This window comes from Anaerococcus sp. Marseille-P9784 (assembly GCF_902500265.1).
GTDB lineage: Bacteria > Bacillota > Clostridia > Tissierellales > Peptoniphilaceae > Anaerococcus.
Genome location: NZ_CABVOZ010000002.1, coordinates 1 through 12445 on the forward strand (window position 1 = coordinate 1; position 12445 = coordinate 12445).

At 33.7% G+C, this 12445-nt stretch carries 16 protein-coding genes; 1 reads left to right on the plus strand and 15 read right to left on the minus strand.

Annotation, left to right across the window (positions count from 1 at the left end; all coding sequences use genetic code 11):
- A partial coding sequence (locus tag GAN53_RS03695) for a DUF3800 domain-containing protein (RefSeq protein WP_225791813.1) occupies positions 1-849 on the plus strand: 849 nt, incomplete at its 5' end.
- Between the two features lie 220 nt (positions 850-1069).
- Here GAN53_RS03695 and GAN53_RS03700 read toward each other — a convergent pair.
- From GAN53_RS03700 to GAN53_RS03770, 15 genes are all read right to left on the minus strand, one after another.
- Entirely contained in the window at positions 1070-2659 is a 1590-nt protein-coding gene (locus GAN53_RS03700; protein WP_151409653.1) for a terminase large subunit, read from the minus strand.
- A 97-nt stretch (positions 2660-2756) separates the two neighbouring features.
- Entirely contained in the window at positions 2757-3044 is a 288-nt protein-coding gene (locus GAN53_RS03705) for a transcriptional regulator (protein WP_192574069.1), read from the minus strand.
- 93 nt (positions 3045-3137) lie between these two features.
- Complete coding sequence (locus GAN53_RS03710; protein ID WP_151409012.1) at positions 3138-3506, minus strand: hypothetical protein; 369 nt, start codon at positions 3504-3506, stop codon at positions 3138-3140.
- Between the two features lie 71 nt (positions 3507-3577).
- A complete protein-coding gene (locus tag GAN53_RS03715) occupies positions 3578-3793 on the minus strand; it encodes a DUF4314 domain-containing protein (RefSeq protein WP_151409013.1) in 216 nt (71 codons plus the stop codon).
- A gap of 43 nt (positions 3794-3836) precedes the next feature.
- Positions 3837-5084: a site-specific DNA-methyltransferase gene (locus GAN53_RS03720; RefSeq protein ID WP_151409654.1), complete on the minus strand. Its 1248-nt coding sequence runs from the start codon at positions 5082-5084 to the stop codon at positions 3837-3839.
- Positions 5081-5863, minus strand: a complete 783-nt coding sequence (locus GAN53_RS03725; RefSeq protein ID WP_151409655.1) for an S-adenosylmethionine synthetase N-terminal domain-containing protein — start codon at positions 5861-5863, stop codon at positions 5081-5083. Before GAN53_RS03725 ends, GAN53_RS03720 begins: the two co-directional genes overlap by 4 nt.
- A gap of 5 nt (positions 5864-5868) precedes the next feature.
- Positions 5869-6441, minus strand: a complete 573-nt coding sequence (locus GAN53_RS03730; protein WP_225791837.1) for a P27 family phage terminase small subunit — start codon at positions 6439-6441, stop codon at positions 5869-5871.
- Positions 6442-6560: 119 nt separating this feature from the next.
- Positions 6561-6926: an HNH endonuclease gene (locus GAN53_RS03735; RefSeq protein WP_151409657.1), complete on the minus strand. Its 366-nt coding sequence runs from the start codon at positions 6924-6926 to the stop codon at positions 6561-6563.
- 99 nt (positions 6927-7025) lie between these two features.
- Complete coding sequence (locus tag GAN53_RS03740; protein ID WP_151409658.1) at positions 7026-7454, minus strand: hypothetical protein; 429 nt, start codon at positions 7452-7454, stop codon at positions 7026-7028.
- 93 nt (positions 7455-7547) lie between these two features.
- Entirely contained in the window at positions 7548-8894 is a 1347-nt protein-coding gene (locus GAN53_RS03745) for a DEAD/DEAH box helicase (protein ID WP_151409659.1), read from the minus strand.
- A complete protein-coding gene (locus GAN53_RS03750) occupies positions 8895-9176 on the minus strand; it encodes a VRR-NUC domain-containing protein (RefSeq protein ID WP_151409660.1) in 282 nt (93 codons plus the stop codon). It lies immediately after the preceding gene.
- Positions 9143-9391: a sterile alpha motif-like domain-containing protein gene (locus tag GAN53_RS03755; protein ID WP_151409661.1), complete on the minus strand. Its 249-nt coding sequence runs from the start codon at positions 9389-9391 to the stop codon at positions 9143-9145. The genes GAN53_RS03750 and GAN53_RS03755 overlap by 34 nt, the downstream gene beginning before the upstream one ends.
- A gap of 265 nt (positions 9392-9656) precedes the next feature.
- The gene (locus GAN53_RS03760; RefSeq protein WP_151409662.1) at positions 9657-11858 is read right to left on the minus strand and encodes a phage/plasmid primase, P4 family; all 2202 of its coding nucleotides are present in this window, start codon (positions 11856-11858) and stop codon (positions 9657-9659) included.
- The gene (locus GAN53_RS03765) at positions 11859-12245 is read right to left on the minus strand and encodes a DUF4406 domain-containing protein (protein WP_151409663.1); all 387 of its coding nucleotides are present in this window, start codon (positions 12243-12245) and stop codon (positions 11859-11861) included. It lies immediately after the preceding gene.
- Entirely contained in the window at positions 12238-12438 is a 201-nt protein-coding gene (locus GAN53_RS03770) for a hypothetical protein (RefSeq protein WP_151409664.1), read from the minus strand. The genes GAN53_RS03765 and GAN53_RS03770 overlap by 8 nt, the downstream gene beginning before the upstream one ends.
- Positions 12439-12445 lie beyond the last annotated feature (7 nt).

The window sequence follows — 12445 nt, forward strand, 5'->3', positions numbered from 1 at the left end:
TTGACATTCCTTCCTGCTGTTGTTCTCCCAAATAAAAAAGACGATGAAGATATCCTCTCCCCGTCTTTAGGTTTGTCTCGCGACTTAAATATTAAATTTAAAATGTTTATATTACCACCTCCTAAAATTTTAATCATTTGTGATATAATGTTAATATATTTACTGGAAGGACAAACTATGAACATATATATAGACGAATCAGGAACAATTAATAATCAACTTAAAAATGAATACTTCATTATCACGTTAATTATTCCAGATAATTCTAATACTCTAAAAAGATCCTATAAACGTTTTGTAGCATCTAATCTTGAAGAGCTTAAAAGAATAGACAATAGGCAAAAAATGTTTTTAAATGGATCATTTCATGAGTTAAAAGGTTCTGCTTTTGATAGACCCATGAAACAAAAATTTATAAACTTCTTTGCCAGAAAAAGCAACTTCAGTCTTTTCTATTTAAAAGTTGACAATTCAAGACTCAAAGATACTTTTTGTTCAAATACATCTAGAGTTTTCAATTACCTATTAAAAATATCACTGGACTACTTCATAAGAAATAATTACATACCAAGTGAGAATCATCTTTTACAACTTGATGAAAGAAATGAAAGAACCGAATCGAGATTCTTTCTTGAGGACTATTTAAACACTGAACTTTGCATAACTGGGATTAATCAAGGAAATTTTTCGGTTTCATATTTTGACTCTGCCAATAACTCAAATATTCAAATCGCTGATGTTTTCTCAAATATCTTGTATTCTCATCTTAAAACAGGTAATTACGCAGATGAGTTTAAAACTTTAAGAGACAATGGTATCTTAAAATATATTTTTGAATTTCCCCTATAAAACTTGACTTTTTTCTATTTTTAAAGTATCATGATTATATCAACAGTAAGTCTTATTCAAGTGCCATTATCTAGGTAAGCGATATGTGTTATCGTCACTCATAAGCAATTGGTATACATATTCTAGCCACCTATATGGTGGCTTTTTTCGTGCATTTTTACTTAACTCTAAATCTCGCCACTTTTCTAAATTTGGCTATGATAAATCAAAAATAGAGAGATTAAAAAATAATCAATCCCCTATCATCATAAACCGACTCACTAGTATCATTGCCACACCTTATAGCCCTATCTAGAGCCATTATTGTAGCAATTACTCCATCTATCTTTTCTGTAGATTTTTCTTTGTCTGCCTTGATGTTTCCAGCAGGATCAGTTCTTATAAAAATATTGTCCATCATCCATCTTAGAACTGGATGACCTCCATGGGCTATTTTTCTTTCGAGAGTTAGCTTCATTAATTCTTTTGTTGGTGGAGACATATCTTTAAATCCTTGACCAAAGGGAACTACTGTAAAACCCATGCCTTCTAAGTTTTGAACCATCTGAACTGCTCCCCACCTGTCAAAGGCAATTTCCCTAATGTTATATATCTCACCTAAGTCTTCTATAAATTTTTCTATAAAACCATAATGGACTACATTGCCTTCTGTTGTCATAATATGGCCTTGTTTTTTCCATAGATCATAGTTTACATGGTCTCTTTTTACTCTTAGATCGAGATTGTCTTCTGGCAACCAAAAGTAGGGTAATATTTGATACTTATCATCTTCGTCTATTGGAGGAAAGACTAAAACAAAAGCTGTAATATCTGTTGTAGATGATAGGTCAAGACCTCCATAACAAACTCTTCCTTTTAATTCTTCTTCATTAACAGCAAAATTACAGAGGTCCCATTTTTCCATAGGCATCCACCTGATTGCTTGTTTGACCCACTGATTTAATCTTAACTGTCTGAAGGCATTTTCTTCAGTTGGATTTTGCTTAGCCGATTCACAGGCTTGTCTTACTTTTTCTATAGGAACTGTAATTCCAAGAGAAGGATTTGCTTTATGCCATACTTTTTCATCTGTCCAATCATCTTCTCTGTCTGCTCCATAAATCACGGGATAGAAAGTTGAATCAGTTTTTCTTCCTTCAAGTATGTCGACTGCTTTTTGATGTGTTTCGTAGCAGATTGATTTGGTATCTGTTCCTGCAGTTGTTATGAGAAAATATAGGGGTTGAGTTCTCGCATCACCAGACCCTTTTGTCATAACATCAAATAACTTTCTGTTAGGTTGAGTATGAAGTTCGTCAAAGACTACACCATGAATATTAAATCCGTGTTTAGAATAAGCCTCTGCAGATAAAACTTGGTAAAAAGAATTAGTCGGCTTATATATCATCCTCTTTTGAGATGCTAGAATTTTTACTCTTTTAGATAAGGCTGGGCTCATCCTTACCATATCAGCTGCAACATCAAAGACGATAGTTGCTTGTTGCCTATCAGCAGCACAACCATAAACTTCTGCTCTTTCTTCTCCATCACCACAAGTTAGAAGAAGTGCTACAGCAGCTGCAAGTTCAGATTTCCCCATCTTCTTTGGTATTTCAACATAGGCTGTATTAAATTGTCTATATCCCGTATCTTTTACAATGCCAAATAAGTCTCTTATGATTTCTTCTTGCCAGTCAATAAGCTTGAAATCTTTACCTGCCCATCTACCTTTTGTGTGTTTAAGGCATTCTATAAAAGTAACAGCATAGTCTGCCTTGTTTTTATCATAGTGAGATGTAGGTAGCATAAATTTTGTTGGTTTATATTTCATTTGACCTCCTTCCTTGAAAAATAGGCATAAAAAATAGCCACTTGCTAGTGACTTCTACTACGACAAATAGAGCCTAAACTCTATTTGGATTTTTATTTTATCTTTGTCTTGCTATGTTTAATTCTTTGTATGCTTTCTTAAGTTCTCTTCCTAGTGTTTCTGATTCACAAAATAATTCAAATTCTTCTTCGTTTAGGTTTCCTTGTGACTCTTTCCAAAGTTCTTCATGAACTTGGTCTGCACATTTCTTTGCTGTTCCTGCTATGTCTAAAAGGTTAATAGCTGCTCCAATCTTGCCTTCTTTTGATTTTTTTATTGAGTTTTCTGCGTATCTTTTGCAAGCTTTAACTTCTGCTTCTAATCTTTCTAAAAGGTCTTTTTTCATGGTAATGCTCTCCTTTTCTTTTGTTGTACACATATTCCCGTACACCGAGAGATAAGTCAAGCAATCATCTTGCTTAACTCTCTATTTTTATTCTTAATTTCTCTTGAAAAGAAGTGCAGGTGTATATTCTTTTTCTTCTTTGTTTTCTTTAAAGTTCCAATTAGTCCTTCCTGTATCTATTTCAATCAAGTCTATAGGAAAGTACCCTTTTCTTTTAAAACTTTTTAACCCTTTCATAAGACCTGTTGACTGGTCTGAAATTGTAAATTCTTGTATTCCAAATCTTTCAAGATTCTCTATCATATCTTCGTGATTATCTACAAATCCAATGTCATCAAAGTTTATGATGTATCGCCCTATCCTTTGGGATTCCCTATATGCCCAATAAAATCTGTAACTGATTTTATTTTCTTCGAATTCTTCTTTTTCTTTAATGTTTTCTAACAATTCAATCTTTTTCATTTTTGTACCTCCTCTTTTGTTGTACACATATTCCCGTACAATAGAGGAATAGTCAAGCAATGTATGGTTATTTATTTAGATTTTTCAATAATATCCTCCCTAATAATTACATTTAACATCGAACCATTATCCCATTTTACTAAGATTGATCCAAGGGCATCTACCCCATAAACTGTGCCTAAAGTTCCAACTGGTGGAGCCTGTCCATCTTCCATTTGGATTAGTTTTACTCTTGTACCTACTGGATACGTCTCTTTCAATTTTTGTATAATTTCCCTTGAAATCATCTAATCACCCCACATACATATATCACTCAATCTAGGATTTATATCAAGTCATATTAATAGCATCTTCATACTTATATTTTTTTCCATCTCTTAAAAGGCTTATATCTTTATCACTACCCACTAAATTTAAATATCTTTTTACTGCTACATCAACAAATTTAGGTTCTATTTCTATTCCATAGCAGATTCGATTAAGCTCCTCACAGGCAATTAATGTAGATGCACTTCCTAAAAATCCATCAAGGACTAAGCCATTTGTTTGAGTTGATTGCTTTATTAAATAAGCAATAAGTGGTACTGGTTTTGATGATGGATGACCACATCCTTCTTTTTCTGAATCTTTAATTCCATCGAATTCAAAGACTGCTGTTTGTTTTTGATCTCCATACCAGTTATGTTTTCCATCTTTTCTCCAACCAAAGATAATAGGCTCCATATTAAATTTCCAATCTGTTCTCATGAAAGGAGCTCTTGGTTTTTTCCAAATAAGCCCTGCACCAACTTTAAAGCCTGCATCTTCAAAAGCATCATAGAAAACTCTAGCTTTCATAGTTGCATAGAATTCATAAATTGATGCATCCTTAGCCATTGCGTCTTTAAAGTTTGTAAAGACCTTCATTAAAAATTCATAGGCCTCTTTATCATTTAAGTTGTCATTTTTAATCGTTCCCGATTTATTTTTTAATTCAACAAAATATGGTGCATCGGTACATACTAAATTGACCTTAGTTTCGCCTAGTAACTTTTCAAAAGTATTCCATAGAGTAGAATCTCCACAGATAACTTTATGTCTACCTAGAGTCCAAATATCTCCTTCCTTGGAAAAAATAGGCTTTTTAAGTTCTTCTTCAACATCAAAGTCATCTTCTTCAGCCTCTACACCAAGGTCAAAGAGCGAAGATAATTCTTCAGTTGAAAATCCTGTAAGCTCTACATTAAATCCATAATCTTCTAGGGATTCAATTTCTACTCTTAGTAGTTCTTCATCCCATCCAGCATCAAGAGCCATTCTGTTATCAGCTAAGATATAGGCTTTCTTCTGCGCCTCATTTAGATGGTCTGCAAAGACACAAGGTACTTCTTTTATTCCCTCTTCCTTTGCTGCCATAATTCTTCCATGGCCTGCAATAACTCCGTAGTCCTTATCAATAATTACAGGATTGATGAAACCAAACTCTCGAATTGATGATCGTAGTTTATTAATCTGGTCTGCTGAGTGAGTTCTTGCATTGTTTACATAAGGTACAAGTTTTTCAATATCAACTAATTTCATTTCTTTTGTTGTAATCATATAAGCCCCCACTTAGTAAATTCCTCAAAACCACCGATAGAATTTATATAATCTCTAGCAATCTCAACTATTTCTGAATATGGTCTGCCATCCACAGCTTCATCTCCGATTGCACAGGATAATTCAATCTCTTTATTTTCTTCTTGTGCCTTTAAGTAGGCGTAAATATTTACTGATACATCAGCCTTTGATAGGTCTTTACCATGAAGACCCCCACCAGTTACTGCTCGTCCCATATCTGAGCCGAGTTTTCTATTAGTTGCTCCAGTATCAACATTAAACCCTCCAGTCCAATCTCCTAATGGATTTACTATTGCTCTTGGATAAATTGATTTTAAGATTTCTGTAGATACATTTGACTGACAAATAATAAGTTTATCTCCATCAATAATGTATTTTCCATCGTAAGGATAATTAGAATAAATTTCACGAGCAATTAAAGATAGTTTCTTTTCTTCATCTGATGTGGGTACTCCCTTAAAAATTCCATTGTCTCCACATCTTATCTTTTCTTTTTGATTCTTAGAAAGGTGGATATCCTGTTCTACTATTTTAATATCTGCCATGACATTTCCAGCTATCCTCTTAATCGCTGTTTCAATTTCTTTTTTATTTAGATTGCAGTCCGTTTCTATAATCACATGACAATTTCCATGCCCCAGCAAAACTTCAACTGCTATTTTAGGATTTTCTTTTTCCTTATATGCTAAATCTACAATTGCACCAGCGATACAATCTGCTATTTTATCTGGATGTTTTGGGTTTACTTTTTCAAACAAATTTATTACCTCCTTTGCCTTAGTAATTTTTCCATCATATCTTCCCCATAGTCTTCATAAACTTCTGTGCAGTTTTCTTTCACTATGTCATAAATTTCATACCATAAAAGATTTGCTGTCTTTTGAAACTGTGAAGACATCTGTACAAATGGAGATGCAATAACTCCTCCCGTAGTAGGATGCTTGCCTAATAGGCCAAATTGACTTATTGCCTCTTCACATTGAATGTATCTTGCAAAAGCCTGAGAGTAGGATTCTAATAGTCTTGGATTTACTAAATTTTCACAGTTTCTTTGTTTTAACCAACCCCAAGTCTCTTTATATATTTCATCAGCACCAAGTGGTATTCCATTCTTTTGCTTTGCAGATAGATAGTCACTAGGAGCCGGCATATCCGTTCCATCAAGAACTGCACCATCTGGTAAGTCAACTGCATCTATTTCTTCTGGACTAAATGTAGGAATATCATTCATTAGTATTTCTACTTTTTTACCTTTTTCTATTTTTTCAGCAGCAGGCTGTGGTTTACCTCCTGCTTTTACTCTTCTTCCGCCTCTATATGTTCCATCTTTAGCGATAGTATCACCTCCTAGTTTATTATTTTCTTTAATAGGGCCTTTGAACCCGTTTTTTTGTGCGTGAGAGGGCGGCACCGTTGGTAGGGAAATCAGCTTTTAAGATAACGACTCCCCCTCCCTCAAAACTTTTCTCGTCCAAATCTATCTCCACGCTCAGCATGAATCTTTGAGTGACAAGATTTACAAAGACTCATAAGATTATCTTCGTCATTAGTTCCACCACGAGAAAGAGGAAGTATGTGATGTACTTCCTCTACCTTTGTCATTCTATTTTCTTTTAAACACATTTCACAAAGTGGATGTTCACTGACATATCTTTTTCTTATAAGTCTCCACGCTTTTCCATAACGCTTGTGAGTTTTAGGGTCTCGTTTATATTTTTCATAGTTTTTGTTGTATTCTTTCTCATGTTTCTTACAGAATCGTCCATCAACTAACTCTGGACAACCTGGATGTGAACATGGTCTCTTAGGTTTTCTTGGCACTTTATCACTCCATAAAGAAAGCCCTGAAGATTAAATCTCCAAGGCTCTTTTAATTATTCTTTTGCTATTTTAACTATACTACAACTCCATAGTGACATTCTATGACATTTTGTGACCACTTAATTTCAGAGAGGATATTTCTTTCAATCCTCGATTATGAAGCCTATGAATATGTCTAATATCATAATTCATTTCAACTGCTATCTTCTCCCAAGATTCAAAACAAAGATATCTTTTTTCTAAAACGACTTGAAGTTCTTTATCTTCAATCTTTTTTATTGCTCTTACGATTTCTTTCTTTAAATCCACCAACTTATCTATGTCCCTATTAATTTCTTCTTGAAGGTCAATAATCTTAACAATAGTATCTTCAAGTTTTGATGGTCCTCTATTAGGACTCTTAGGCATATCGGATAAGGTTGATGTAGCTTTTGTAGCTAGTGCATTTAAACTTTCAACTTGCTCTAGCTTACTGTTAATTCTTTTGTCTAAATAAAAAGCTTGTTTTAAATATTCTTTTGCGTTCATTTCTTACCTCCATAAGTTTTTGAGGTAAGTTATCCATATAACTTCTACTCTTGTATTAATCTTAGCAAATTTTGATAGTGACATTCTATGACATCAACTCTCTAGATTTGCTTTTACTGCATCTATAAGTGCAGCTTGTGTTTTGTTCTTATTTTCTAATGCTTTTATAACATCTTCATCAATAGTTCCTTTTGCCAGTATATGATGAATCACAACTGTTTCTTTCTGTCCTTGTCTATAAAGTCTGGCATTGGTTTGTTCATAAAGTTCTAAGGACCATGTAAGGGAAAACCAAATAAGTGTTGAACCTCCAGCTTGTAGGTTAAGTCCATGACCAGCAGATGCTGGATGGATAATGGCAACTGGAATCTTACCTTGATTCCATTCTTTAAAGTCCTCACTTGTCTTAAGTTCTATTACATCAAACTTGTCTTTTATTCTTTTTAAATCTGACTTATACCAATAGGCTATTAGAACAGGTTTACCATTTGCACCTTCTATTAAATCTTCTAAAGCATCAAGCTTTCTATCATGAATATGAATCATATTTTTATTTTCATCGTAAACAGAACCTGATGCCATTTGCAGTAGCTTATTAGAAAGGGATGCAGCATTGACTGCATCTATATCTTTATCCTTAATACTAACAACCAAGTCTTTTTTTAAGGTCTCGTAGATATCTCTTTCTTTATCTGATAGATTTACAAAAACTTCATTGTTTATCTTCTCTGGCATTTTTAGATAGTCTTCAGCTTTCATAGAAACTGTGATATCTGATATCTTTTCATAGATTGCATCTTCAGCAAAAGGAAGTGGCTTATAGGAATAAATGATTGGTCCGTTTCTCTTATCTGGTTTGAAGTAGATTTCTCTGTACTGACCAATAAATCTTCCAAGTCTCTCTCCCATATCAAGCAGTCTAAACTCAGCCCATAAATCCATTAGACCGTTAGATGATGGAGTTCCAGTAAGACCAACTATTCTTTTTACCTTTGGTCTAACTTTCATCAAGGCTTTAAACCTCTTTGACCTATGAGATTTAAAAGATGATAATTCATCAATTACGATCATGTCGTAGTTAAATGGTAGTACGCTCTTATTTATTAGCCAGTCTACATTTTCCCTATTGATTATATAAATATCTGCCTGCTTATTTAATGCTTTTATTCTTTCTTTTTCACTACCTATGACTACTGAATATTTTAAGATTTCAAGATGAGACCATTTTTCTATTTCTTCCTTCCATGTATCTCTAGCAACTCTTAATGGCGCTATTATTAGAACTTTAGAAATTTCAAAAGAATCAAAGAGTAAATCTTTTATAGCTGTTAAGCTTATGACCGTCTTGCCGAGACCCATGTCAAGTAGAAGTGCTGATTCTTCATTTTCTTTTATAAATTCAGTAGCATAGTTTTGATATTTATGTGGAGTATATTCCAATTAGTCACCTCCAATCCTCTTAATTATTTCATCAATATTTTCTTTTGAATCAAGAACATAAGCCTTGAAACCTAAGTTTTTAAATTGCCTTATTCTCTTTTTCTGAATTGGTCTAGGTTCTCCTCCAGGTCTTTTTGTTTCAACAAATCCTATCTTTCCTTTAGGTAGAAGTATTATCCTGTCTGGTATTCCCGTCATTGAAGGAGATGTAAATTTAAGACAAAGACCCTTATTCTCTTTTACTCTTTTTACAAGGGCAGATTCAATCTCTTTCTCTCGCAATTTTCATACTCCTTCCACGCTTTCTCAAAAGTCACCATACAATCATAACAAGCACCCTGGCTCTCTAAATAACTTTTAATCAGTCTTTTCCATCCTTTAAATTTCCCTGTTTTATTTTTAGGAAAGTCTATATCTTCCTTCATATCTCTTGCTAAATCTCCTCTTAGAGACTTTTCATATAAATGATTTTTCATCATGTAATTATAGAAATTCATAAATCCTCCTTTTTTTCTAAAGTGTTGTATAGTGTAGCTTTATATAAACCTTTTACACGAGAGAATAAAAATAATATATAAAAGAAAGTAGGCTATAACTATTCACACCATACAAAACGTCTATATTAAGCCATTTTGCTGTTAAGTCAAGTGTAAATAGTCATGTCTTTTTGTAGTTTAGTGTATGCACTTTTCATTAATTAAGAAAAACTTTTTTCTATACAATCATCTTTATTTAGCCTATAAATGCTACACTAAGATGCATTTATAAAAAGTCGTCTTCCGACTCCATTAAATCATTGATGGTTATACCGCCCCATTCAATTCCCCTATTTGTCCTTTTCTTTTCATAACCTTCTGCTATAAGGGCTCGTGAAAAATCTCTATTATTCCTAATGTATTCTCCATTTGAACCAGCCCACTCACGATAAACTTGATATAACCTTGCACTCATTTCTTTATAATTTGTTCCTTTTATGCATTTATCTGAAATAAAATGGTTTATCCAGTCATTTTCTTCTTTATATGATCTTTTAGCATCATCTACAACATTACACTTTGGATATTTAAAGCCTGCATCTATATATTCTTTTGCTCCTTCAATCATCCACTGTAGAATTGCCCCACCTGCTTTTTCTATAAGCTTATCTATATAGTCTGTCTTAGGATTTTTAATGGCGACAGAAAATGGAGCCACCACAATTCTTCTCCAGGTTCCTCGATCATTAGATCCCACCTTTGGTAGATGGTTTGTATAGAGAATAGTAGAATGCGTTGGCGTAAATGAAAAGGGTGCATAGTATTTTCTTTCTGCTGAAATATCATCAACACTTGCTATCTGCTTCAACATAGAACTTGACAGTCTTTGACCCTCTTCTGTTTCAGAGGCTAGAATAAATCTCTTACCACATAACTCTGCAAGATCAACCTTCACATTCTTTGCTCTTGTTGTTAAAGACTCAGCTGGGATTTTACCTGCATAGTCTCCAAGAACGTGAGCCTCTGAATTAAAGACTGTAGACTTCCCATTTCCTCCATCTCCATAAGCTATAAGGAGTGCTTCTTCATAAACATGACCTATTAATGTCGACCCTGCATGGAACTTTAAGAAATTTATAAACTCATTATCTCCACCAGTTACATCCCTCAAAGTATCTATCCACATATCCATATTATCCTTGCTTGGAGCTAGGGCAGTAATCTTCGTGCAGTAGTAAGACGGGTCATGCTCTTTTATTTCACTTGTTTTTAAATCAATAACTCCAACAGGTGTATTTAAAATAAAAGCATCTGCATCAAGTTTTTCATTTTTAACTTCTAACAACGACTTAGCTAGTTTTAATATTCCAGATACTTTTCCGTGGTCGTTCATCTTTTTAGCAAAATTGAGATAGGCTTTTGCAGTATTTACTTTTAATTTTGCTTGTGCCTTTTTTTCCTTATTTCCCATCATTTCAGCACCTGCTAATTCTTGATAGGTCTCTTTAAATTCAATGCTTGCATTTTCTAAAACTTTTTTGGCAGTCTCCATATAAAGACTCATTACTTTTAGCTCAGAATCTTCCCATTTCTTTCCCGTCCAATAAAGCCAGCCTTGAGATATCGTGTAGATAGCTTTATCTTTGTTGTGCTTAGTAAAGATTTCAGCCATTGCTATATCTGTAAGTTTCTCTGGCTTATATTCCTCATATCTTTCATTGTATTCTTCAGGTGGAACATAATCTTCACTTGCTGCTACCTTTTTATAGAACTTATAAGCTGACCTCCAAATTTGTTCTAACTCATCATCTGCTAATGGTGGAGAGCAAAGGCTAGCTTTTTTATCGAATAGTTCTCTCGCCTCATCTGTATTTCCATATCGAATTAGAACCCTACCAGCAAAATGGTTCATAGTTGAATTTCTAGAGCCTTGCTGAATCAAGTCTTGAGAATTATCAAAATCCTCAAAGTCATCTTTTAGAATTTCTGTTACATATTTCCTTCCCCTAACTATTTCAACGGCAGGATTCTTAACTCCAAAGAAAAACCTCGCTCCATCTAAGGCATTCCCATCAAAGAAAGTATAAGTCTCTGATAACCTTTCTTTTATCCCTACATATTCAGCTAAATTTATAACCTTAGGAATTGGAAAATATATGTGCATTCTCGGTCTTGCAGCTTTTCCATTTTTTTCTTTTCTATGGTTTCTGCTATAAACTATGGTAAATTTAACTCCGTCAAATATTCTCTTTAAATCATTAGCTAAAATCCAGTCATCTGGATTTTCTGAATGGTCGTTGTCTATATCCATAGGAACACATTCTGACTCTATAAAATTATCGTTGGACCTGTAGGAGTTTTTATACTTTGCCATTACATGGTCAAAACTTGCAGCTTTCTCAAAGGACCTAACATCTACTGCATTAACCTCATTTGGATAAACACAATTTGACTCCACTCCTATTAAATTTGAGGTGTATATCTTCAATTAGGCTACCTCCTTTATATATCGAATCTTCATTTTTCTCTTCTCAGCAACTCCTATTTCTTCTGCCATTCCAGTGCTTATATAGTCACCAAAAACCCAGACTTCTTCACATTTACCAAGAAGGACATAATTAAAATGCATGGCAAGTTTTCTCTCGCTTTCATCACTCATAAACTGAGGAAATAAAAGATGTGGTGCTATGGGAATATTTCCTTTATCCAAAGCATATCGAGAGTACATCTTTGCCTTAATTACATTATTTTCTACATCTCCAGAAAATGGACTGCAGATATATACCAAGGGATAGTATCTCTTCTCTGCATTTTTAATTGCTTGATAAGGAGTGGAATCCTTGCACCCATTCCTGTTGTATAGTTCTTTATTCATAAATATCCCTCATTGTTTCACTACAAGTATTACAGCAAACTTGAGTAGAAAATAAATCGCCATCTTCCAATACTTTATTTAATTCTACTCGAACTTCTTTTCCACATTTTGGACAGGTGCAAAAGACATTCTCATCATTTATTTCAATGCTTACTTCCATGACATCATTTATTTTTTCTTTAACATAAAACATGAATAAC